At 69.1% G+C, this 22,754-nt stretch carries 25 protein-coding genes; 6 read left to right on the top strand and 19 right to left on the bottom strand.

Annotation, left to right across the window (positions count from 1 at the left end; genetic code table 11):
• Window positions 1-58 precede the first annotated feature (58 nt).
• The 12 genes from dprA to rpsP all read right to left on the bottom strand — a co-directional run bounded on the left by dprA (window position 59) and on the right by rpsP (window position 9,362).
• Window positions 59-1,555 carry a DNA-processing protein DprA gene (dprA, locus tag AB0B96_RS11185; RefSeq protein WP_362897721.1) on the bottom strand — a complete coding sequence of 499 codons (1,497 nt, stop codon included), beginning with the start codon at window positions 1,553-1,555 and terminating at the stop codon, window positions 59-61.
• Window positions 1,552-3,198 (bottom strand): YifB family Mg chelatase-like AAA ATPase, encoded by a 1,647-nt coding sequence (locus AB0B96_RS11180; protein ID WP_362897719.1) that lies wholly within the window; start codon window positions 3,196-3,198, stop codon window positions 1,552-1,554. The genes dprA and AB0B96_RS11180 overlap by 4 nt, the downstream gene beginning before the upstream one ends.
• 77 nt (window positions 3,199-3,275) lie before the next feature.
• Window positions 3,276-3,635, bottom strand: coding sequence for a YraN family protein (locus AB0B96_RS11175; RefSeq protein ID WP_362897717.1), 360 nt, complete (start codon window positions 3,633-3,635; stop codon window positions 3,276-3,278).
• Window positions 3,636-3,886: 251 nt separating this feature from the next.
• Window positions 3,887-4,210, bottom strand: coding sequence for a DUF2469 domain-containing protein (locus AB0B96_RS11170; protein ID WP_350948689.1), 324 nt, complete (start codon window positions 4,208-4,210; stop codon window positions 3,887-3,889).
• 39 nt (window positions 4,211-4,249) lie between these two features.
• Entirely contained in the window at window positions 4,250-4,936 is a 687-nt protein-coding gene (locus tag AB0B96_RS11165; RefSeq protein WP_362897715.1) for a ribonuclease HII, read from the bottom strand.
• 64 nt (window positions 4,937-5,000) lie between these two features.
• The gene (gene lepB, locus AB0B96_RS11160; protein WP_362897713.1) at window positions 5,001-5,594 is read right to left on the bottom strand and encodes a signal peptidase I; all 594 of its coding nucleotides are present in this window, start codon (window positions 5,592-5,594) and stop codon (window positions 5,001-5,003) included.
• A 9-nt stretch (window positions 5,595-5,603) separates the two neighbouring features.
• Complete coding sequence (lepB, locus tag AB0B96_RS11155) at window positions 5,604-6,470, bottom strand: signal peptidase I (RefSeq protein ID WP_362897711.1); 867 nt, start codon at window positions 6,468-6,470, stop codon at window positions 5,604-5,606.
• Window positions 6,471-6,626: 156 nt separating this feature from the next.
• Window positions 6,627-6,980, bottom strand: coding sequence for a 50S ribosomal protein L19 (gene rplS / locus AB0B96_RS11150; RefSeq protein WP_350948693.1), 354 nt, complete (start codon window positions 6,978-6,980; stop codon window positions 6,627-6,629).
• Window positions 6,981-7,179: 199 nt separating this feature from the next.
• Window positions 7,180-7,980: a tRNA (guanosine(37)-N1)-methyltransferase TrmD gene (trmD, locus tag AB0B96_RS11145; protein ID WP_362897708.1), complete on the bottom strand. Its 801-nt coding sequence runs from the start codon at window positions 7,978-7,980 to the stop codon at window positions 7,180-7,182.
• A gap of 1 nt (window position 7,981) precedes the next feature.
• Entirely contained in the window at window positions 7,982-8,521 is a 540-nt protein-coding gene (gene rimM / locus AB0B96_RS11140; protein ID WP_362897706.1) for a ribosome maturation factor RimM, read from the bottom strand.
• Window positions 8,522-8,614: 93 nt separating this feature from the next.
• On the bottom strand, window positions 8,615-8,857 hold the full coding sequence (locus AB0B96_RS11135; protein ID WP_329091253.1) for an RNA-binding protein: 243 nt from the start codon (window positions 8,855-8,857) through the stop codon (window positions 8,615-8,617).
• Window position 8,858: 1 nt separating this feature from the next.
• On the bottom strand, window positions 8,859-9,362 hold the full coding sequence (gene rpsP / locus AB0B96_RS11130; RefSeq protein WP_350948696.1) for a 30S ribosomal protein S16: 504 nt from the start codon (window positions 9,360-9,362) through the stop codon (window positions 8,859-8,861).
• Window positions 9,363-9,620: 258 nt separating this feature from the next.
• On the opposite strand from rpsP, the gene AB0B96_RS11125 reads away from it, so the two are divergent.
• Window positions 9,621-10,196 carry a hypothetical protein gene (locus tag AB0B96_RS11125; RefSeq protein ID WP_362897704.1) on the top strand — a complete coding sequence of 192 codons (576 nt, stop codon included), beginning with the start codon at window positions 9,621-9,623 and terminating at the stop codon, window positions 10,194-10,196.
• Here the strand turns inward: AB0B96_RS11125 and ffh are convergent.
• The 5 genes from ffh to AB0B96_RS11100 all read right to left on the bottom strand — a co-directional run bounded on the left by ffh (window position 10,174) and on the right by AB0B96_RS11100 (window position 16,536).
• Window positions 10,174-11,733, bottom strand: coding sequence for a signal recognition particle protein (gene ffh, locus AB0B96_RS11120; protein WP_350948698.1), 1,560 nt, complete (start codon window positions 11,731-11,733; stop codon window positions 10,174-10,176). The two genes, AB0B96_RS11125 and ffh, sit on opposite strands and share 23 nt — an antisense overlap.
• Before the next feature lie 85 nt (window positions 11,734-11,818).
• Window positions 11,819-12,379 carry an ATP/GTP-binding protein gene (locus AB0B96_RS11115; RefSeq protein WP_031158879.1) on the bottom strand — a complete coding sequence of 187 codons (561 nt, stop codon included), beginning with the start codon at window positions 12,377-12,379 and terminating at the stop codon, window positions 11,819-11,821.
• 13 nt (window positions 12,380-12,392) lie between these two features.
• Entirely contained in the window at window positions 12,393-12,791 is a 399-nt protein-coding gene (locus AB0B96_RS11110; RefSeq protein ID WP_362504964.1) for a DUF742 domain-containing protein, read from the bottom strand.
• Window positions 12,792-12,917: 126 nt separating this feature from the next.
• Entirely contained in the window at window positions 12,918-13,331 is a 414-nt protein-coding gene (locus tag AB0B96_RS11105) for a roadblock/LC7 domain-containing protein (protein WP_326646986.1), read from the bottom strand.
• Between the two features lie 43 nt (window positions 13,332-13,374).
• Complete coding sequence (locus AB0B96_RS11100) at window positions 13,375-16,536, bottom strand: nitrate- and nitrite sensing domain-containing protein (RefSeq protein WP_362897702.1); 3,162 nt, start codon at window positions 16,534-16,536, stop codon at window positions 13,375-13,377.
• Window positions 16,537-17,038: 502 nt separating this feature from the next.
• Here AB0B96_RS11100 and AB0B96_RS11095 point away from each other — a divergent pair.
• The 5 genes from AB0B96_RS11095 (at window position 17,039) to AB0B96_RS11075 (ending at window position 21,463) form a co-directional block, all read left to right on the top strand.
• A complete protein-coding gene (locus AB0B96_RS11095; RefSeq protein WP_362897700.1) occupies window positions 17,039-18,025 on the top strand; it encodes an ABC transporter substrate-binding protein in 987 nt (328 codons plus the stop codon).
• Window positions 18,022-18,810 carry an ABC transporter permease gene (locus AB0B96_RS11090; protein ID WP_350948702.1) on the top strand — a complete coding sequence of 263 codons (789 nt, stop codon included), beginning with the start codon at window positions 18,022-18,024 and terminating at the stop codon, window positions 18,808-18,810. The genes AB0B96_RS11095 and AB0B96_RS11090 overlap by 4 nt, the downstream gene beginning before the upstream one ends.
• Window positions 18,810-19,601 (top strand): ABC transporter permease, encoded by a 792-nt coding sequence (locus tag AB0B96_RS11085; RefSeq protein ID WP_350948703.1) that lies wholly within the window; start codon window positions 18,810-18,812, stop codon window positions 19,599-19,601. Before AB0B96_RS11090 ends, AB0B96_RS11085 begins: the two co-directional genes overlap by 1 nt.
• Before the next feature lie 9 nt (window positions 19,602-19,610).
• A complete protein-coding gene (locus AB0B96_RS11080; protein WP_362897697.1) occupies window positions 19,611-20,393 on the top strand; it encodes an ABC transporter ATP-binding protein in 783 nt (260 codons plus the stop codon).
• A 65-nt stretch (window positions 20,394-20,458) separates the two neighbouring features.
• Window positions 20,459-21,463 (top strand): methyltransferase, encoded by a 1,005-nt coding sequence (locus AB0B96_RS11075; protein ID WP_362897695.1) that lies wholly within the window; start codon window positions 20,459-20,461, stop codon window positions 21,461-21,463.
• Window positions 21,464-21,799: 336 nt separating this feature from the next.
• Here the strand turns inward: AB0B96_RS11075 and AB0B96_RS11070 are convergent, their stop codons facing one another.
• Both AB0B96_RS11070 and AB0B96_RS11065 read right to left on the bottom strand, forming a co-directional pair.
• On the bottom strand, window positions 21,800-22,339 hold the full coding sequence (locus AB0B96_RS11070) for an ATP/GTP-binding protein (RefSeq protein ID WP_350948706.1): 540 nt from the start codon (window positions 22,337-22,339) through the stop codon (window positions 21,800-21,802).
• A 7-nt stretch (window positions 22,340-22,346) separates the two neighbouring features.
• Window positions 22,347-22,748 carry a DUF742 domain-containing protein gene (locus AB0B96_RS11065; RefSeq protein ID WP_350948707.1) on the bottom strand — a complete coding sequence of 134 codons (402 nt, stop codon included), beginning with the start codon at window positions 22,746-22,748 and terminating at the stop codon, window positions 22,347-22,349.
• Between the last annotated feature and the right edge of the window lie 6 nt (window positions 22,749-22,754).

Genomic DNA, 22,754 nt, shown 5'->3' with positions numbered 1-22,754 from the left:
CATCGGCTGGAAGCCACCCGGCCCACCCCGCCCCCATGACCCCACCGAGAAGAGGGCTTCACCCGCCGGGAGGGCGGTCGGGGCGGAGACGCCAGCCCCGGGAGACGCGTTCGACGTAACCCGCGGCGGCCAGACCTCCGAGGCAGGAGAGCACGGTCTCCAGGTCGACGCCCGCGGCAACGGCTATCGTCGCGGGCCCCACACCGACCCGGGTGGGCATGACCTCGACGACCTTCCGGCTCTCGGGGTCGAGCCGATCTCGGGGAAGCACCGGGCCGCGCGGCTCCGGGGCCAGGTCGGTGCCCATCGTTCCGACGAGCTCGATCACCTCTTCGGGACCGGTGACGCAGGTGGCCCTGCCCTGGCGGATCAGCCGATGACACCCCACGGAGAACTCCGAGGTCACCGGGCCCGGCACCGCGGCCAGATGACGGTTGAGCGCGATCGCGTGTCCGGCGGTGTTGAGCGCCCCGCTTCGCACGGCCGCCTCGACGACCACGGTGCCCCTGGTCAGGGCCGCGATGAGGCGGTTTCTGATGAGAAACCTCGGCCTGGTCGGGTGCGCACCCATGGGGCACTCGCTGACCAGCACCCCCTGCGACCGGATGGCGGCGAACAACTGCTGGTGCGCGCTGGGATAGGCGACGTCGGCGCCGCAGGCGAGCACGGCGACGGTCGGCCCCTCACCGGCGAGGGCACCCCGGTGGGCGGCCCCGTCGATGCCGTGCGCACCGCCGGAGACGACCCCCCACCTTCGCTCGCTCAGCCCCGCTCCGAGCTCCGCCGCCACGTGCGCGCCATACGGCGTGGCGGCTCGGGAACCGACGACCGCGACGGATCTGAGGCAGGAGAACCGCAGGTCGGCGTCACCGTGGAGCCAGAGGGCGTGGGGCCGGGAGTCTCCCAGGTCGTCCAGCTGGGTCGGCCATTCGGAATCACCGGGAGTCACCAGCCTCGCCCCTATCCGCTCGCCCTCGGCCAGGTCGCGCTCAGGGTCGGCCGTCCTCAGCCTGGCCGCCCAGGAGGCGACCGTCCTGTCGATCCTGGCCGCGAGCCGCCCATCCCGCACCGCCCCCGAGCCGTCACCCGCCTCAGAGCACTCGCCTTCGGAGCGACCGCATTCGGAGCGACCGCCGAACAGGACACCGCCGGACGGGACACCGCCGGATGGATCGAGCCTCCCGACCGATAGGCCGGTGACCCCACCCGGCGAGCCGAGGTTGCCGGCAGGTGAGCGGGGGCCTCCAGAACCGGGGCCTCCAAAAGCCGAGCCGGGCTCTGCAGCCGATGAACCGAGATCTCCAAAACCGAGGTCTCCGGCCGATGCACCGAGGTCTCCGACCTGCGAGCCGGGATCTCCAACCGGTGGACCGGGGTTTCCGGCCGGGCGGCCGTGGGCGTCGGCGAACCATCGGGTGAGATCCGCGCCCGCGGCGCCCTCGCGGATCAGGGCGACGGCGGCCTCGGGACCGCGTAGGGCCACGAGGGCGCCCATCACGGTGTCGCCCGGCTCGGCCAGGCGCATCAGGGTGAGTCGTGCCAGTCTGTCGCTCATCGTTCCTCCCCCAGCCAGAGCCCGAGCGCGGACTGGGTCTCGTGGAGCTCCGGCCGATCCTTGTCCGCGAGATCGGCGAGGGTCCAGGCCACCCGGAGAATCCGATCGAGGCCCCGGGCGCTCAACCGGCCGCTGTCGAGATGCCCGAGCAGCGGGGACATCGCCACTGCCGGTGGCCGGTATTCGGTATGGAGGGCACGGGCGGGCATCTCCGCGTTGCAGCGCCACGGCGTGTTCGCGAACCGCTTGGCGGCCCGCTCACGCGCGAGCAGCACCCGCTCGGCCACCACCCGGCTCGGCTCGATGAAGCGGCGGTCGGCGAGAAGCTCGCGCCTGGTCGAACGGAACAGGCCGACCTTGATGTCCACCCGGTCGAGCAGTGGGCCGGAGAGCCGGGCGAGATAGCGGCGGCGGGCCGCAGGAGCGCACGCGCACGGGTCGTTCGGGGTGGAGGGCCGCGCGCACGGGCACCTGTTGGCCGCCAGCACCAGCACGAACCTGGCAGGGAAGGTCACCGTGGCCAGCGCCCGGGAGACCGTCACCTGCCCCGATTCGAGCGGCTGTCTGAGCGCGTCGAGAACGGTCGTCGAGAACTCGGGGGCCTCGTCCAGGAAGAGCACCCCCCGATGAGCCAGCGAGACGGCCCCCGGACGGATCATCCCACTGCCCCCGCCGATGACGGACGCGACGGTCGCGGTGTGGTGGGGCGCCACGAACGGCGGGCGGACCAGCAGGGGACGGTCCTTGGGCAGCACACCGGCGACCGAGTGGATCGCGGTCACCTCCAGCGCCTGGTCCCGCTCCAGGGTGGGGAGCAGAGTCGGCAACCGCTCGGCGAGCATGGTCTTTCCCGTCCCCGGAGGACCGAGCATCCAGAGGTTGTGCCCGCCGGCGGCGCAGATCTCCAGCGCGCGACGGGCGAGAGGTTGCCCGGCGACGTCTCCCAGATCGGGGACGTCACCGGACTCCTCCCCCGCACCGCAGGCGTCTTCGGGGCCCGCCGCGCCGGGAAGTCCCCGCAGGGCAGGACCCCCGGCTCTCGAATCGCGATCCGCGGCACCGGCCCCGCCTCCCCCGCCCCCACCGGAACCGGCTCCTCCAGAACCGGGCGGGAGGCCCCCTACCGGCCCTTCGGTCCGCAACCAGCTCACCAGCGCGCTCAGCGTGGTCGCCGGAACCACGGTCACCCCCGGCACGAGACCGGCCTCGGCGGCGTTACGAGCCGGAACGACGACGGTGCGGGCACCGGCGGCGACGGCCGCCAGCACGGCGGGGAGCACGCCCCGCACCGGCCTGATCGAGCCGTCCAGGCCCAGCTCGCCCAGGAAGAACGGCTCGGCGACCCTCGCCGCGGGCACGAATCCCGCCGCCGCGAGCAGGGCCATCGCGATCGCGACATCGAACAGGCTTCCGCGTTTGGGCAGGCTGGCGGGGAACAGGCTCACCGTGATCCGGGAGTCGGGCCAGGCGTATCGGCTGTTGACCAGCGCGGAACGGACCCGGTCGCGGGCCTCGCTCAGCGCGGTGTCGAGCATCCCGATGAGGTGGAGACCCGCCACTCCGCTGCCGACATCGGCCTCGACCTCGACGAGACGGCCGGTCACCCCGACCAGGGCCACACAGCGCGTGCGCGCGACGGCCACTCACCTCACCCCCCGAGGGGAGCGAACGATCCATGACAGGCCGGGAGCCTCCGGAGCCCCTGAGGGTCGGGGAGGCATCAGCACACCCCCCGCTCGTGGCGGACGACGAAATCCCCGGCGAACCGCTCCAGGGCGACGACATCGACGCGGATCGCGTCGAACCGGCACCGGTCCTCACACTCGGCGAGCCATCTGGCCGCGAGTCTGCGCAGGCGGGAGATCTTCGCGTCCGTGACCGCCTCGAAGGCGGTGCCGTGACTGCGACCCGAGCGGGTCTTCACCTCCACCGCGACGAGCGTGTCCCCTTCTCGGGCGACGACGTCGATCTCCCCGTCGGGGCACCGCCAGTTGCGATCCAGAATCTGCAGGTCGTGTGCGAGCAGATAGTCGACGGCGAGCTGTTCGCCGTGTTTGCCGAGCTCGTCCTTCGCGGCCATGGAACCACCTCCGGTTCCAGACCTTCGCTCAGCTCACCGCACCGTCGAGGAACCGAATGCGGATCTGTGGAAAACCGGCCGGGCAGCGCGCACGCCTGTGGACAACCTCTCGTGTCCACTCGATCACGTACGGTGCCTCAGGCCGCTCGGCTGCCCTCACCTGTCCTCAAGAACCCTCTGAGCCTCAAGAGCCCCCTGGAGCCCCCGACCGTCCGTGGGCGAACCCCCTCAAGGCCGTCGAGGAAAGCCGCTCAGGAGGAGAAACCCTCCTTTGGCATCTCCAGGTCGGGCTTGGCGAGCTCCTCGACGTTCACGTCCTTGAAGGTCACCACACGGACGTTCTTGACGAACCTCGCCGGGCGGTACATGTCCCAGACCCAGGCGTCCTGCATCTTCACGTCGAAGAACACGTCACCGTTCTCGGCGGTGCGCACGTCAAGATCGACGGAATTGGTGAGATAGAAGCGCCGCTCGGTCTCCACGACATAGGTGAAGAGTCCGACAACGTCGCGGTACTCACGGTAAAGCTGCAGCTCCATCTCGGCTTCGTACTTTTCGAGATCCTCTGCGCTCATACCGGTCCTCCTGTTAAACGCCCACCCCGGCCCGCCCGATCAGACGGCACCGGCCCCCACTTCATTCTCACCCATCACCTCGCCCGCTCCTGACCGCGCCACCGTCGAGAACGAGAAGCGGTGATCCGGACACGGGCCGTAGGTTCTGAGAGCCCTGCGATGGTCGGCGGTGCCATACCCCTTGTGCACGGCGAAGCCGTACCGGGGATGGCGTTCGTGCAGCGCCACCATCATCTCGTCCCGCGTCACCTTGGCCACGATCGAGGCCGCGGCGATGCAGGCCGCCACCTGATCTCCCTTCCACACACCCAGCGACGGTGCGGGCAGGCCGGGGACGGGAAACCCATCGGTCAGAACGTAGCCGGGGTGACAGGGTAGTCGCGCCACCGCCCTGCGCATTCCTCCGATGTTGGATCTGTGCAGCCCTTGGGCGTCGATCTCACCCGGCGGGATCACCACCACGCTCACCGCCCGCGCGGTCGCCGTGATCCGCTCGTACAGCGACTCGCGCCGGGAGGCCGTGAGCAGCTTGGAGTCGTCCAGGCCGTCGATCCGGCCGCCCAGCACCACGGCGGCGACCACCAGCGGCCCCGCACAGGCACCTCGACCGGCCTCGTCGACCCCCGCCACGGGACCGAGCCCTCGGCGGCCGAGAGCCCGCTCGTAGCCGTACAGTCCCGAATCCCGCCGGACCACGCTGGGTCTGGGGCGAAACGCGACCGTCATGGCACCACGGGTAGCACAGCGACCATGACCAGAGAGTACGCCCCCTACGGGGCATTCGGTACCGCTATCTCACCTTCAGGAAGCTCTCCGGTCTGCTGAGAACGGCGGCCCTGGAGAACGGCCAGTAGATCGCGACGGCACGGCCGATGACGTCACTCTCGGCGACCGTCCCCTCCCCCAGTCTCTCCTCGTGGGCACGCGAGTCGGCGGAGGCGGTGCGGTGATCGCCCATCACCCACAGCCGCCCCTTGGGAACGACCTTCTCGAACGACTCCCCCGAGGGGAAGTCGTCAGGGTGGAGATAGGAACCCTCTTCGAGCGGCACCCCGTTGACCGTGATCCGCTTCTTGGCGTCGCAGCACTTCACCGTGTCACCGCCGACCGCGATGACCCGCTTGATGGTGTCCTCGCTGTTCCAGCCCTTGAAAACGACAAGATCGCCGCGCTCGGAGTCACCGTGCAACTTGTTGACGACCACCCGGTCGCCCACCAGAAGGGTGTTCTCCATCGACTCGGACGGGATGTAGAACGACTGGAAGACGAAGGCCTGCAACAGCAGCGCCACCACCACCCCGCACACCAGCAGGAACAGTGACTCGCGCAGGCCACCGCCCTTACCGTTCTTCTTTTTCTTCTCAGCCTCGGGTTCGACGGTCATGAGATCCGGCTACCGCCTTGAGAGCCGGCGACGACGCCACAGCACCAGCGGCGCGGCTCCCGCGAAACCCGCGAGGAGCGGTGTCGCCCCTCCCACGGCCGCGGCCGCCTTGAGGGCCGGTTGGCCGAAGATGTCGGGAATGGGAAGGGTCGTGGCCCTGGAGAACGGCCACACGATCACGAAGGCCCGGCCGATCACCTTGTCCACCGGGATCGTCCCGCCACCGGGGTCGCCGAGGTGGGAGCGGGAGTCGAGGGACACCATCCGGTGGTCGCCCATCACCCACAGGCGGCCCGCACCGACCTTGGCCTCGAAGAAGCTCTGGGACGGCACGTCGCCCGGGTAGAGGTAATCCTCGTCGAGAGGAACCCCGTTGACCGTCACCCTGCCCTTGTCGTCACAGCACTTCACGGTGTCGCCGGGGACGCCGATGACCCGCTTGATGTAGTCCTTCTCACCGGGAACCACCCCGAAGGCGGTGCCGACCCAGCGGAAGAACCCCGCGACCGGGTTGGACGGCTCCTCGATGGAAACCTCGGGGTCCCAGGAGTCGACCCCGGAGAAGACCACCACGTCGCCGCGCTCGATGTCACGGACGTGATAGACGAGCTTGTTGACCAGCACCCGGTCGTTCGTGAGGAGGGTGTTCTCCATCGACTCCGACGGGATGTAGAACGCCTGGATCACGAAGGTCTTGATGACGAGGGCAAGCACCAACGCCACGACGACCAGGACGGGCAACTCCTTCCAGAAGGAGCCCTTCTTCTTGCCTTTGCCGTCCTCGGCGCTCTTCTGAGTGTCTTCGGCGACCACGTCCACCTCGTCCTCGACAGGTCGACGCGAAACCGCGCCGTACTCCCGGTCCTCGCTAGTCATCGCTGACGAGCCTAGATGATGGGCGGTACCAAGTGCTTGAGTGACGGGGTACCGCATAGCCATGCGTATTGCCATAGGAGGTCAAACCTCCTTACATGCGACTGGCCCGCTCCCCGGTGAAGGGGGCACGGGCCAGGCCGACGGGCGCTGACGCGCCTAGCGGGCTTCGCGCTTCTCGCGGATGCGGGCGGCCTTGCCGCGCAGGTCACGCATGTAGTAGAGCTTGGCGCGGCGGACGTCGCCACGGGTCACCAGGACGATCTTCTCGATGACCGGGCTGTGCACCGGGAAGGTCCGCTCGACGCCCACGCTGTAGCTGACCTTGCGGACGGTGAAAGTCTCACGGGAGCCGCCGCCCTGACGGCGCAGGACGAAACCCTTGAAGACCTGGACACGGGACCGGCTGCCCTCGATGACCCTGACGTGGACCTCAAGAGTGTCACCGGGCCGGAAGTCCGGGACGTCGGTGCGGAGCGAGGACTTCTCAAGCTCGCTGATCAGCGTGTGCATGGCAGTGGTACCTCATTTACGAACGCACCCGGAGGTCCATCCGGCCGCGACGGAGCGGCGTCGCGATGGACACGCGTGCTGAAGTGGACTATGTCTCGGGACTGGCCGGCCGACCGGCCGCGATGAAACCGGTCTGGGGACCGGATGGGCAGTCGGCGGCAACGCTTCAGTCTGCCATATTTTCCCGACCGACCGGAAATCAACCGGTCAGAGCGGCCGAACCGGCCTGGCCCGCCTCGGGCAGCTCCAGCTCCGCCAGGACCTGCCTGTCGTGCTTGTCCAGGCTCTCCCGGTCGAGCGCCGCCAGGAGTTCGGGCCGGTTTCTCGCGGTACGGCGCAGCGCCTGGTCGCGCCGCCACCTGGCGATCTTCCCGTGGTGCCCGGAGAGAAGGATCTCCGGCACCTCGTGCCCCCGCCACTCGGGCGGTTTGGTGTAGACGGGGCCCTCAAGAAGGTTCTCCATCGCGCCGGGCGCGAAGGAGTCGTCCACCGCCGAGTTGACGTTGCCGAGCACGCCCGGCAGCAGCCGCCCGACGGCCTCGATCATCACCAGCACCGCCACCTCACCCCCGGCGAGCACGTAGTCGCCGACGCTGACCTCGTCCACGCGCATGCGGGCGCCGTACTCGGCCATCACCCGGGAGTCGATGCCCTCGTAGCGGGCCGGGGTGAACAGCAGCCACGGCTCGGCGGCGTACTCCATCGCCAGCCTCTGGGTGAAGGGCACGCCACTGGGGGTCGGCACGATCATCCTCGGGACTCCGGCCGGGCCCGAGGCGAGGACCGCGTCGAGGGCCTCCCCCCACGGGCCGGCCTTCATCACCATGCCGGGACCACCGCCGTAGGGGGTGTCGTCCACGGTGCGGTGCACGTCGTGGGCGTGGTCGCGGAGCTGGTGGAGGTGGACGTCGAGGATGCCGCGCTCACGGGCCTTGCCGATGAGGGAGACGTCGAGGGGGGCGAAGTACTCGGGGAAGATGGAGATGACGTCGACCCGCATGTCAGACCATCTCGTCCGGGTCGAGCAGTCCGGCAGGGGCGTCCACGACGAGGAGGCCCTTGGCGAGGTCGATCTCCGGGACCAGCGCCTTGACGAACGGCACGTAGACCTCGGCGGCCCCGGCAGCCCTGGCCCCCGGCTTCCCGCGCCGTACGACGAGCAGGTCCTGGCCGTGGTGGAGCACGTCGGACACCTCTCCCACCGGCTCGCCGTCCGGCTTGACCACGGTGAGGCCGATGAGCTGGTGGTCGTAGAACTCGTCCGGATCCTCGGGGGGCGGGATGTCGTCCGAGTCGATGACGAGCATGGTGCCGCGGAGCTCCTCGGCCCGGTCGCGGCCGGTCACACCCTCGAACCTGACCAGCAGGATCCCGGAGTGCCAGCGGCGGGACTCGACGACCAGCGGGCCTGTCGACGCGGGGTCCGTGGCCAGTGCGGTGCCCGGGGCGAAGCGCCTGTCCGGCTCGTCGGTGCGCACCTCCACGGACACGTCCCCGCGGAGTCCGTGCGGGCGGCCGATCCGGCCTACGACGAGCTGCACGCCCGCCTCCTCACGTAATGGTGTCTGTGAAAAACGGACGGGCCACCCACACTGGGCGGGTGGCCCGTTCGCTCGATGGACGCGTCTCGCCGGCTAGCGGGCCTCGTTCAGGTCGAGAAGATCGACCCGGACGTACTTGCCGTCACCAAGGGCGTTCACGACCGTGCGAAGCGCCTTGGCCGTCCGACCGCCGCGGCCGATGACCTTACCGAGGTCCTCGGGGTGGACCCGGACCTCAAGCACACGCCCGCTGCGGATGCGGCGAGCGTGAACCTGGACGTCGTCAGGATGCTCGACGATGCCCTTCACCAGGTGCTCGAGGGCCTCCTCGAGCACCTCAGGCCTCGCCTTCCGGCTTCTCCTCGGCGGCCGCAGTGGGCTCAGCCGGGGTCTCGGCGGCGGCCTCTTCGGCCTTGGGGGCCTCGGCCTTGGGAGCGGCCTCCTCAGCCTTGGGAGCCGACTTGCGGGTCGACTTCTTCGGCGTGGTGGCGGCCTCCAGGGAGAGCGACTCCTTGGCCGCGGCCTCGTAGACGGCGTGACGGTCGGCCTTGGGCTCGGCGACCAGGAGCGGGGCCGGAGCCGGCTCGCCCTTGAACTTCTGCCAGTCGCCGGTGAGCTTGAGGAGCTTGAGCACGGGCTCGGTCGGCTGCGCGCCGACACCCAGCCAGTAGGCCGCCCTGTCGGAGTCGACCTCGATGCGCGAGGGGTTCTCCTTCGGGTGGTACAGGCCGATCTCCTCGATCGCCCGGCCGTCACGCTTGGTGCGGCTGTCGGCGATGACGATGCGGTACTGCGGGTTGCGGATCATGCCGAGCCGCTTGAGCTTGATCTTGACTGCCACTGGTGTGGTCTCTCCTGCATTAGAGCGTGGGTGAGCGGCGTCTCATCGAGTGGGGCACGAGGAGAGGACCGTCCAAGGGACAGGCATGGCACGCGGGAGTGAGAGGGCAACCGCGTGTCACGATGTTCCAACATGTCATTGTGCCAGACGTGCGGGGGTGCCCTGCCAACTCGCGGCCATCCGGTACGGCGGCCGGAGGGCAAATCTCGGTAATCCCCGTGTGTCCGGGCCCCCCTCCGGGGCGGCCTGGTGCGCTAAATGGCCGCCGTGGCAACCACCCTCAGATCCCTGCTGCTGACCGCGACCGGATCCATCGCCGTGCTGGGCACGGTGCTGGCCATCAGGGCGACGACTCCGGCGGGCCAGGCCGACGTGTTCCCGGCGCCCGTCTCGTCCCCCACCGGCGGCTCTGCCGACAGCTCCGCCAGGACCTTCGCAGGACCTTCGGGAGCCGTGGAAAGCCCGGAGAACCGGGGAGCGCCCACCTCACCGGTGATCCCGGTCCCGCTGGAGGACTCGGCCCCGCTGGGGCTTCTGCCCCCGTGGGGTATCCCGATCCCACCGGGGGCACCCGCGCGAGTCGCGTCCCCGCCGTCCTGGCCGTCCCTGGCACCCCCGCTCTCGCCGTTGGCGCCTGTGCCGCTCCCCCCGCCGTTCCCGCTGTACTCACCACGCGAGGGGGAGGCCGGGGCGCCGAGGTGGGAACACTATCTGGGGCGTACCCCGAGGAGTTCGAGCACGGCGACGAGGATGAACCCCCCGACGATGATCACCCAGATCCACCTGGCGCGCGCGTGGAAGCCGTCGTCGCTCATTTCTGGCCGGGGAACTTGAACTTCGAGGGGTCGAAGCCCGGCGGCAGCTCCATGCCGGGCGGCAGCTGCTGCCGGGAGCCCAGCTTGCCGAGGAGTCCGTTGCCCGCGGAGGGCGCGGGCTCGTCGGCCTTGCCGGGGGCGGCCTTGCCGAGCGCCGCCTTGCGCGGGTCTCCGCTGACCCTGCGCCCCTTGGCCGCCTTCTTCTGCGCGGCCTTGCCACCCTTGCGACCACCCGGCATGCCGGGGATGCCCATGCCGCCGGCCATCCGCTTCATCATCTTCTGGGCGTCGAAGAAGCGGGTGACCAGGCCGCTCACCTCGGTCACCGTCACACCGGAGCCCTTGGCGATGCGGGCTCGGCGAGAGCCGTCGATCATCTTCGGGTTGTGACGCTCGGCGGGGGTCATCGAGCGGATGATGGCGGCGATGCGGTCGAGGTCGCGGTCGTCGACCTGGTTGAGCTGATCACGCATCTGCCCCATACCGGGCATCATCCCGAGCAGGTTCTTGATGGGGCCCATCTTCTGGACCATCATCATCTGCTCAAGGAAGTCTTCCAGGGTGAAGTTCTCGCCCGAGGTGAGCTTGCTCGCCATCTTGGCGGCTTCGGCCTCGTCGAAGGTCTTCTGGGCCTGCTCGATCAGGGTGAGGATGTCACCCATGTCGAGAATGCGCGACGCCATCCGGTCGGGGTGGAAGGCGTCGAAGTCCTCGAGCTTCTCACCGGTGGAGGCGAACATGATCGGCCTGCCGGTGATGTGGCGGACCGACAGGGCGGCGCCACCGCGGGCGTCGCCGTCGAGCTTGGTCAGCACGACGCCGTCGAAGCCCACGCCCTCCATGAATGCCTGGGCCGTGGAGACGGCGTCCTGGCCGATCATGGCGTCGACGACGAACAGGACCTCGTCGGGCGAGACCGCGTCGCGGATGTCGGCCGCCTGCTTCATCAGCTCCTGGTCGATGCCCAGGCGGCCCGCGGTGTCGATGATGACGATGTCGTGCTGCTGCCGCTTGGCGTGGTCGATCGACTGACGGGCCACCGCGACCGGGTCGCCGACGCCGTTGCCCGGCTCGGGCGCGTAGACCGCGACGCCCGCGCGCTCGGCCACGACCGAGAGCTGCTGGACGGCGTTGGGCCGCTGGAGGTCGGCGGCGACGAGCAGCGGCGTGTGGCTCTGTTCCCGCAGCCAGCGGGCAAGCTTGCCCGCCAGGGTCGTCTTGCCCGCGCCCTGCAGGCCCGCGAGCATGATGACGGTCGGCGGGTTCTTCGCGTAGCGAAGCCGCCGGGTCTCACCGCCGAGGATCTCGATGAGCTCGTCATTGACGATCTTCACGACCTGCTGCGCCGGGTTCAGCGCCTGGGAGACCTCGACGCCGCGGGCGCGCTCCTTGACCTGGGCGACGAACGCCTTGACCACGGGCAGCGCGACGTCGGCCTCGAGCAGCGCGATACGGATCTCGCGGCAGGTCGCGTCGATGTCGGCGTCGGACAGCCGACCCTTGGATCGAAGGGAGGAGAAGACCGATGTCAGCCGGTCGGAAAGCGTCTCGAACACGTGATTGGCCAGCCTCTGCGCTACAGGTCTGCGACTCGACCTCCCAGCCTATCCGCTGGGAGGTGCGACTGACGCCCTCCCTCGGTCAGCGACCCCAGCCGGGGACGGCCATCCGCATGGTGAGCGCGTGCTCGACAAGCGTGATGAGCGTGGCCTTCACCGCGTCGCGCGAGCGGGCGTCGGTCCGGGAGATGGGGATGTGAGGCGCGAGTGTCAGAGCCTCGCGTACCTCCTCCTCACCGTGGAGGTAGGTGCCGTCCCAGCCGTTGACCGCGACGACGAAGGGGAGTTTGGCCTCCTCGAAGTAGTCGATCGCCGGGAAGCTGTCGGCCAGCCGCCGGGTGTCGACGAGCACGATCGCACCGATCGCGCCGCGCACCAGGTCGTCCCACATGAACCAGAACCGGTGCTGACCCGGCGTACCGAACAGGTACAGGATCAGGTCACGGTCCAGCGAGACACGGCCGAAGTCCATCGCGACCGTGGTGGTCGTCTTGTTCGGTGTGAGGCCGAGGTCGTCGATCCCGGCGCTGGCGTCGGTCATCACCGCCTCCGTGGTCAGCGGCAGAATCTCCGACACCGCCCCCACGAAGGTGGTCTTGCCGACACCGAATCCACCGGCGACGACGATTTTCGTCGATGTCAGGCCGCCGCCGCGGCTAGAGCCTGCGAAGTCCACTGAGCACCCTTTCCAGCAGGTTGAGATCCGGCTTACCCGCGTCCAGCTGCGGCTGGTGGATCTGCACCAGGCCCTCGGCGGCCATGTCGGCCACCAGGATCCGGGTCACGCCGAGCGGGATGCGGAGCATCGCGGAGATCTCAGCGACCGAACGCACTTGCCGGCACAGGCCGCTGATCGCCTGATACTCCGGGGTGCGGGTGGATAAATCATGATGTATGGAGGTTGCCGAGGAGACCAGGGCCTCCAGGGCGAGTTGGGTCCGGGGGGCTGTGCGCCCCCCGGTCACCGCATACGGACGGACGAGGGAGCTCTGCTCCGACGGCGCCGGGTGCATGAGATGCGAAGGAGCGCCCTGATTCCGGTAGGGGTCGTCCATCGATTGATAGGGACCGCCCTGTTGCCGATGGGGGTCGTCCATTGATTGATAGGGATACCCGCCGTGCGGGTCCCCCTCACCGATCCAGCCACGGCCTGCCACGGCAGCCTCCTCGCGTCATCGCCGTTACCGTGAATGGGAAGACTGCAGCTCAGCGCGAACGGCAGGAGTCAGCACCTGGCCCGCCCGCTCGACGAGCATCGTCATCTGGTAGGCCACCAGTCCCATGTCACAGTCAGCGGCGGCCAGCACCGCCAGACAGGAACCGTCACTGATCGACATGATGAGAAGCAGCCCTCGCTGCATCTCCACCACGGTCTGGGTGACCGCTCCGCCCTCGAAAACCCGGGACGCCCCCTGGGTCAGGCTGATCAAACCCGCCGCTACCGCGGCCAACTGGTCGGCCCTGTCCCTGGGGAATCCATCCGAATACGCCAACGGCAGACCGTCTGCTGACACGACGACCGTGTGCGCCACACCCGGGACGTTGTTCACAAAGTCAGTGATCAGCCAATTGACCCCCCGGGCGGCCTGGCTCATTTCGCGCACGTGTCATCCTCCTTGGCGACCATGATGAGCTCGCTCACCGGTCCTCCTTGTTTCCTTCAACGTCCCGGCCGAAGTCGGGATACGGCCGCCCGTCTCCGGCTCCGCCCCTGGCGGCCGCGCGCCCCTGCCGTACTCCCTGCTGGAAGCTCGCCAGTCTGTTGCGCACCGCCTCCGGGGAGATCGTCGGCCGGTGCACGGGAGCTTGGGGTGCCGCGCTCAGGTCGGGCGCGGCCGTACCGGGTACCAGGTTCGCCTTGGGCACCCGCTTGGGCAGCCCGGAACCGGTGATCCCCCCGAGTGAGGGTTCGCTGGCGGCCTTGGCCGCCTGCCAGCCCACGTCGGCGGGCGACGACCAGCCGTTCCCCTGGGAGGGGGCGGCCGGCTGCGAGAGCTGGACGGTCTCGTGGGCGACCTGGGTCTCGGGGGCCGCCTCGGCCCGTTCCTGAACGGCCGGAGCCGGCTCGACCTTCCTGAACCAGTCGGACTCGACGGCCGCGAAGATCGGCAGGAACTCCTCCTTCGCCTCTTCCATGGGCGAGGAGTCGGGGATCACCGGCAGCGGGCCGGTGTTGTCCGCCGGGTCGAAGACGCGCCGCCCGAACGGTCCGGAGTCGCCGGTGGACGGCCATCCCCCGGAGTCGCCGCGCGAGGCGGCCGACCAGACGTCGGAGCCGCTGTCCCTGCTCTGCTGCCCGCCGGGCCAGACGGGGGCGTCGCCACGCGCGGGCGCGCTCTGGCCCGCCGACCACGTCCCCACCTCGCCACGGGGTCCGCCCCGTCCCTGCCACCCCGGGGGGTCGGGCTGGGAGACGTTCGGCCAGCCGTTGGGATCGGCGCCGGGCGGCGGTACCTGTCCCGGCCAGGGGGTGTCGACGGGCGCCTGCCCGAACTGGCCGCCTCCGAGGGGAGGCTGCGAGGCGTCGAAGGAGTTGAACTGCTGCCCCAGGTCGAAGGAGGCGAACGAGTTCTGGTGGGCGGCCTCGAACGAGGCGAAGGAGGGTATCGGGGGGGCCGCGGGGCTGGCCAGCACGGGCGGGCGGTCCATGGAGGCCATCGACCCCGCCCAGTCGCCGCTCTGCATGCCACCGGGAGGTCCGCCCGGACGGTTGGCGACGGCGAGCAGGTTCTCCGGGAGCAGGACCATCGCGGTCAGACCGCCACTGTCCTGCTGCCTGAGCTGGACGCGGATGCCGTGCCTCAGGGCGAGGCGGCCGACCACGAACAGGCCCATCCTGCGGGAGACGGAGACGTCCACCACCGGCGGGTTGGCCAGTCGCCAGTTGGCCTGGGAGAGCTCCTCGGCGGTCATGCCGATGCCGATGTCGGTCACCGAGACCATCACCCCGCCGCCGTCGATGCGGTTGCTGGAGACGATGACCTTGGTCTCACGCGGGGAGAAGGAGATCGCGTTCTCCACGAGCTCCGCGATCAGGTGGACGACGTCGTTGACGGAGGTGCCCGCCACGGACACTCCCGCGGACAGCTGCAGGTCGACCCGCTCGTAGTTCTCGACCTCCGACAGCGAGGCGCGGACCACGTCGATGAGCGGGACCGGCTGGCTCCACCGGCGGGCGGGCTCCTGGCCCGCGAGGACGAGGAGGTTCTCGGAGTTGCGGCGCATGCGGGTGGCGAGGTGGTCGAGGCGGAAGAGGCTGCCGAGCCGGCCCTCGTCCTGCTCGCCCTGCTCCAGGCTCTCGATGAGGGAGAGCTGGCGCTCGACCAGGGTCTGGCTGCGCCGGGAGAGGTTGACGAACATCGAGTTGACGTTGCTCCGCAGCGTGGCCTCCTGGCCCGCCAGTCGCACGGCCTCGCGGTGGACCTCGTCGAAGGCCCGGGCCACCTCACCGATCTCGTCGTCGGAGGCGACGCCGATCGGGGTGATGTCGGTGGTCGAGACCTCGCCGCTCTCGCGCATGGTCTGGACGGTCTCGGGAAGACGCTGGCCGGCGATGGACAGCGCCTCGGTGCGGAGCCTGCGCAGCGGCCTGACCAGCGAGCGCGCCATGACGGCGGTGATGATCAGGACCAGGAGGAGCAGCAGTCCGCTCAGCCCGGCGGCGATCAACGCGCCGCGCTGCTCGGTCGCCTGCAGGACCTCGCTCTGCATGATGAGGGCGCCGGCGACCTCTTCCTCCACCGTGCGCATGCGCTCGACGACGTGGTTCGAGGCGTCGAGCCAGGTCGCCTGATCGGTGAGCGCGCTTTTCGAGACGTCGACGTTCCTCAGCGGCTGGCCGTTGAGCGCCATGAAGACGGCGCGGGCGCGCATCGCCGCCGCGCGGTCCTTCTTCTGGCCGCTGACCGTGTCGTCGTAGAACTGGCGCTGTTCGACCGACGCCTCGGAGCGGAAGGTCGCGAGCTCTCCGTCGAACTGCGCGCGGGCGGCCAGCATGGCGTTGAGGCCCTCGGCGCTGAACCCCCTGACGGCGAGGGCGACGGCGAGGTTCGCCCGCTCCCTGGACACCTGTTCCTTCGCCCTCGCCAGCGCGGCGAACGCGACCGCGCCACCGGCGAGCTCCTGGTCGGAGACGCCCTGGATGATCTCGTCGTGCAGGGCGAGCAGGTCGGCGATGGTACGGGAGTACATGGCGATCGTGGGCTGGGCCGGCAGCTGGGTGTTCTCCCCCGAGGCCAGTTCGCGCACGCTCTTGATCTCGTCGATGCGACGGCGGATCTGGGTGAGCTCGGTCTCGCCCCGGGTGCCGAGGGTCTCCAGCAGACCGCTGTCGGCCATCGCGGCGTTGACGCGGGGGCTCACCTGCCCGACGGCCTCGTCGACCTCTTCGTACTGCTTGCGCAGGTTCGGCTTGCCGGTGGACGGACGGCCCTGCGCCACGAACCTGGCCGACAGGTCTCGCTCAAGCTGCAGCTCGTCGACCAGGTCGCTGAGACCCGCCGTGAGCTCGGCGGTGGTGCGCACGCGCTCGTAGTCGGCGGCGCTGCTGATCGAGCCGGTGACCCGCAGGCCTCCCAGCACGATCGCGGCCACCGTGGGAACGACGATGAGCGCGATGAGCCGCGACCTCACCCGCCAGTTCTTGAGCGCTAGCTTGCTGCCGTTTCTCGCGGACTCCTCGGAGTCGCGACCGTCGAGGTCCTGACCCGGGCCGCTCCGCGGCCGCCCCCCCTGGTTGTCGAATCCCAGGGCAGGTGCCGGCCCGGATTCGCGTTCGCTGGGGATTGACGCTGTCCTCACTGGCCTCCGCTGCCTCTCCTCGGATCGTCTGCTTGGAGGGGATCGCGTCACGCAAATGATGTGCGAGTGACGCCGACGCATCCATGGGGTAGGGGTTATTGGAGCACAGCCGGATCAGTTCGGCCAACAGCACATAACTCGCATTCTTCACTTAACGGGTACACAGCACCCGTAACCGGGCGATGACTCTCCGCCCTGTAACCGCAAACTTCCACAAAGTTGCCAAACATATTTATTGACATCTTTCGCTATGCCCGCTACATCCGCTCACCCGGTTGATTGATACGCATGTGACAACCGAGACAGCTATGACCGCTTTGTGGCTTCGGGGCGATAGGGGCGAAAGAGGTGATATTTGTAATTTGACTGATCTACTCCGCTACTCTGATCCGCGGTCGGCATACCCCCCTTTGACCAACATGCCTCCCGGGACCCTCTCCATGTCGCCCGTTGAGTTATCGCGAGTTCCGGCAAGGGCGGTCAAACGCAGCTAAGGAGACCCATGAGGTTCAAACTTGCGAGCCGGGCCGTCGTCGCGGGAGTGGCCGCGGCCCTCGTGCTCACCGCCTGCGGAGGATCTGACACCCCCACTGACACCACCGCGGCGAACGCGGGTGGCCTGGAGAAGACCAGCCTCAAGATGGGGGCGCTGCCGATTCCCGACTCCGCCGCACTCTACATCGCCAACAAGAGGGGGTTCTTCAAGGAGGAGGGGCTCACCGTCGACATCGAGCCGGTGCCCGGCGGCGCCCAGGCCCAGCAGGGCCTCATCGGCGGCAGCCTGGACGCCACGCAGACCAACTACGTCTCCACCTTCCTCGCCGTCTCCAAGGGCCAGAAGATGAAGATCATCTCTGACCTCTACCAGGCCGCCCCCAACTCCTTCAACCTCATGGTGCCGAAGGACTCCACGATCAAGACGCCGGCGGACCTCAAGGGCAAGAAGATCGCGGTCAACAGCAAGCAGAACATCGGCACCCTGGCGGTGACCACGGTGCTCAAGACGCACGGCCTCTCCGAGAAGGACGTGGAGTTCGTCGAGTTCCCCTTCCCCGAGATGGGGGCCCAGCTGGCGAGCGGGGTCGTCGACGCCGCCTGGATGACGGAGCCGGCCCTCACCGCGTCGCAGAAGGTCATCGGCGCCCAGAAGCTCGCCGACACGATGGTCGACTCCACCGCCGACTTCCCCATCGCGGGAGTGGCCGTCACCGAGAAGTTCGCCGCCGACAACCCCAAGACGGTCGCCGCCTTCCAGCGGGCGATCGCCAAGGCCCAGCAGATCGCCGCCACCGACCGCAAGGCCGTCGAGGAGATCCTGCCGACCTACACCAAGATCGACGCGGCGACCGCGGCCGTCATCACGCTCGGGTCCTTCCCCACGAGCCTCGACGAGACCCGCCTGCAGCGGGTCGCCGACCTCATGCTTGAGCAGGGCTACCTCACCAGCCCCATCCAGGCCAAGTCCATCCTTCCCGGAAACCTCGGGTGACACGGCGCAACCCGCTCGACAACAGACTGCTCTGCGGCGCCCTCGGCGTCGCGGGGCTGTTCTGCGTCATGGAGGCGGCGGGCCGGGCCGGGCTGATCGACCCGCTCGCGTTCCCGCTCGCCTCCACGGTGCTCGTCCGGGCGGCCGCTCTCGTGACGGACGGGGAGTTCCTCTCCGACGTCGCCTCGACCCTCGGCGCGTGGGCGACCGGGCTGCTGCTCACGGTCGCGATCGCGGTGCCCGCCGGGTTCCTGCTCGGCAGCCTGCCCCGCGTGGAGAGCGCGCTGCGGCCGATCGTGGAGTTCCTGCGCCCGATCCCGTCGATCGCGCTGATCCCCCTCGCGCTCGCCGTGTTCTCCGACAGGTTCGACATGAAGGTCACCCTGGTCGTCTACGCGGCGACCTGGCCCGTCCTGATCAACACGATGTACGGCCTCAAGGACGTCGACCCGCTCGCCAAGGAGACGCTCCGCAGCTTCGGGTTCGGCAAGCCGGCCGTGCTGTGGCGGGTCTCCCTGCCGAGCACCGCGCCGTTCATCGCCACCGGTGTCCGGCTGGCGTCGGCGATCGCGCTCATCGTGGCGATCAGCACGGAGCTGATCGGCGGTGGCTCCGACGGCATCGGCAGCTACGTCCTGGAGAGCGCGGGCGCCGTGGACACGACGGAGTACGTCATCGCCGCCGCCATCTGGGCCGGTGTCATCGGGGTGGTCACCAACGGCCTGTTCGTGCTCGCCGAGCGGCGGCTCTTCCGCTGGCACACCGCCCGTACGGAGGTGGTGTGATGAACGGCGCGATGCGTGCCGTCGGCCGGCTGTGGCCGGTGCCGGTCGTCGTGCTGCTGTGGGAGCTGGTCACCCGCTACCTGGAGATGCTGAGTTTCCCTCCCCCGTCGCAGATCGCCGCGAGTGGATACACGATGTGGCTGACCGGCCCCGCGGAACAGCTCTGGCTCACCGACGCGGCGCTGGAGAACCTCCCGGCGAGCGTCGGCCGTCTGCTGGCCGGATGGGTGCTGGCCGGGATCGTCGGGGTCGGCCTCGGGGTCGCCCTGGGCCGCTCCCCGCTGCTCTTCCGTCTCGTCGATCCGCTCGTCCAGTTCGCCCGCGCCATCCCTCCCCCCATGCTGCTCGCGCTGTTCCTGGCGCTGTTCGCCATCGGCCCCCGGATGCAGATCAGTTTCATCGCGTTCGGCATCGTCTGGCCGATCCTGATCAACGCCTGCGACGGCGCCAGGCACGTCGACCGTCAGCACCTGGACACCGCGCGCGTCTTCGGGCTGTCGGGCCGCGAGCGACTGTTCCGGATCATCCTGCCCTCGGCGATGCCGAAGATCTTCGCCGGTCTCCGGGTCAGCCTGTCGCTCGCGCTGATCCTCATGGTGCTCTCCGAGCTGATCGGCAGCGTCGACGGGATCGGCTTCCAGCTCCTGGACGCCCAGAGGTCGTACGACTTCCCCGGCGTGTGGGCGACCATCGTGGTGCTCGGCGTCCTGGGATACGCGCTCAACTCGGCGTTCCTCGCGGCCGAGCGACGTGCCCTGTCCTGGCACCGATCCGCCAAGCAGACGACCTGAGGACCTGTTGTGCTCGAAATCACGAACCTGTCCCATACCTACGGCAGCGGTCCGAGCGCGCACAACGCGCTGGGCGGCATCAACCTGAAGGTCGCCCAGGGCGAGCTGGTGTGCGTCGTCGGCCCCTCCGGGTGCGGCAAGTCCACCCTGCTGCGCTCCATCGCGGGGCTGCTCCGGCCCAGCGGCGGCCAGGTCACGCTCAACGGCGCCCGCGTGGAGCGGACCCCCGACGATCTGGCCGTGGTGTTCCAGGACTACAGCCGGTCCCTGTTCCCCTGGATGTCGGTGGCCGACAACGTCTCGCTCCCGCTGCGCCGCAAGGGGCTGGACAAGCAGCGGCGCAGGCAGTCGGCGCTGGAGGCGCTGGAGGAGGTCGGCCTGCGGGGCGCCGCGGCCAAATACCCGTGGCAGCTCTCCGGCGGCATGCAGCAGCGGGTGTCCATCGCCCGCGCGCTCGCCTACCGGCCCGCCCTGCTGCTGATGGACGAACCCTTCGGCTCCGTCGACGCCCAGACCCGCGAGGATCTGGAGGACCTCACCCTGCGGGTTCGCGGCCTGCACAACATGACGATCGTGCTGATCACCCACGACATCGACGAGAGCGTCTACGTCGGTGACCGCGTCGTGGTCCTGTCCAAGGCCCCCGCCGGGATCGTGGGCGACCTGCGCGTGGACCTGCCGGGCCCCCGCGACCAGATCACCACCCGCGAGCACCCCGACTTCGTACACCTGCGCGCCGAGGTCGGCCGTCTGGTGCGCGGCATGCGCAGCCCGTCGGCCTCGGCCTCCTGAAGACGACACGACCTTCGCAAACACGGCTCCCCCTCCGGCCCCACCCCGGAGAAGAGAGGATTCTCATGAGCGACCCACAGGCACCGGTCTGGGATGCGATCGGCGGTGTATCCCGTTTCGCCGCCCTGGCCGCGATGGCCGAGCTGGGCTGCGCCGACCACCTGCGAGACGGCGCCCTCACCGTCGACGAGCTCGCGCTGCGCTGCGGCGCCGACGCGTCCGCGCTGGGCAGGGTGCTGCGCCAGCTCGCCTCCATGGGCATGGTCACGACGGTCGCGCCCGGCACGTACGAGCTGACCGAGGCCGGTGCCGTCCTCCGCGAGGACACACCCGGCTCGTTGCGCTCCGCCGTACGGATGATCGCCGAGGACGGCTTCTGGTACGGCATGGGCAAGCTCCCGCAGAGCGTTCGCAGCGGAAAGTCGGCCTTCGTGGAGCGGCACGGCCCCCTCTACGAATACCTCGGGGCCCACCCCGAGGCGGGCGCTCTGTTCGACGACTACATGGTGGCCAGGGCACAGCCGTTCGCGGACGCGGTGGCCTCCCGCTACGACTTCTCCGGCCTGCGGACCCTGGTGGACGTGGCCGGCGGCAAGGGGCACATCCTGGCCGCGGTACTGAAGGAGTATTCAGATCTCAGCGGGGTGTTGTTCGACCGGGAACGCGTGGTCAGCGGGGCTCGCAGGTTCTTCGCCGAGGCCGGTCTTGAAGATCGGTGCAGTTTCGTCGAGGGCGACTTCTTCGTCTCCGTGCCCGCCGACGCGGACGCCTACCTGCTGAGCAGCGTGATCCACAACTGGTCGGACGAGGACTCCGTACGGATCCTGCGCAGCATCAGGGAGGTCATCCCCGACGACGGCCGGGTGCTGATCGTGGAGTTCGTGGTCCCGGACGACGACCGGCCGCACATCAGCAAGGACGTCGACATGCGGATGCTCGCCCTTTTCGGCGAGGGGATGGAACGCAGCACCGACGAGTACGCGGAACTCCTGGGCAAGTCGGGTTTCCGGCTCAACCGGCAGATAGAACTCACCGCCGGTTCCTCCATCATCGAGGCTCTGCCGATGTAGGAGTGCGAACGACGGCCGGTGGCGTGAGGTTCACGCCACCGGCCGTCGCTGTTTTGTCCGCCTTTCAGGTGGAACCTCTTCCACCCGCGACCGCCTTTCACCCGGGATCGTTTTCGCAGGCCGTTTTCGCGCGAGGCCGTTCCCATCCGGATCACCGTCATATGACCCGCCTTTCGCACCGCCCGGCTTTCGTCCGGCGCCGTTTTTCGCACAAAAAGAAAATGACCACCGTGAAATCGGTGGCCACATGAGCGATTGACGGCGCGTGCCGTCGGACCGCGGGCGAAGACGGGTGTGGGCCCCGCCCCCGAAGGGACGAGGCCCGCACCGGTGACGTCAGACCCTGAGCGTCAGGACGTGCTCGACCAAGGTGATCAAGGTCGACTTCACGGCGTCGCGGGACCGGGCGTCGGTCCGGACGATGGGGATGTGCGGGGAGATCGTCAGAGCCTCCCGCACCTCCTCCTCACCGTGGACGTGCGATCCGCCGAACCCGTTGAGGGCCACGACGAACGGCAGGCCGGCCTCCTCGAAATAGTCGATCGCCGGGAAGCTGTCGGCCAGCCGCCGGGTGTCGACGAGCACGATCGCACCGATCGCGCCCTTCACGAGGTCGTCCCACATGAACCAGAACCGGTGCTGACCCGGCGTACCGAACAGGTACAGGATCAGGTCACGGTCCAGCGAGACACGGCCGAAGTCCATCGCGACCGTGGTGGTCCGCTTCGTGGGAATGTGCGAGAGGTCGTCGACGTCCGCACTCGCCTCCGTCATCACCGCTTCCGTGGTCAGCGGCATGATCTCGGAGACCGCACCGACGAAGGTCGTCTTGCCGACACCGAACCCGCCGGCAACAACGATCTTCGTCGACGTCATTCCGGCGTCAGAGCCTGCGAAGCCCACTGAGCACCCTTTCAAGCAAATTGAGATCCGGCTTACCCGCATCCAGCGACGGCTGGTGGATCTGCACCAGGCCCTCGGCCGCCATGTCCGCGATCAACACCCGGGTCACGCCGAGAGGCATGCGCAACAGAGCGGAGAGCTCGGCAACCGAGCGCACCTGCCGGGACAGCGAGATGATCGCCTGATATTCCGTGGAGAGCGTGGTGGGGTCCACGCTCGCGAACGTCGCCGAGGAAACCAGCGCCTCGAGAGCGAGCTGCATCCGGGGAGCGGTCCTGCCCCCGGTCACAGCGTACGGGCGAATCAAACGATCTCGTCCGCTCTTGGCCTGAGGCGTGCTCGGGGGGTCGTCCCCCGGACCACGCCAACCTGGTGCGTCCATATCACC

This window comes from Streptosporangium sp. NPDC049046 (assembly GCF_040649155.1).
GTDB lineage: Bacteria > Actinomycetota > Actinomycetes > Streptosporangiales > Streptosporangiaceae > Streptosporangium.
Note: the sequence above shows the minus strand (reverse complement) of the source record. Positions and strands in the feature narration are given on the sequence as shown.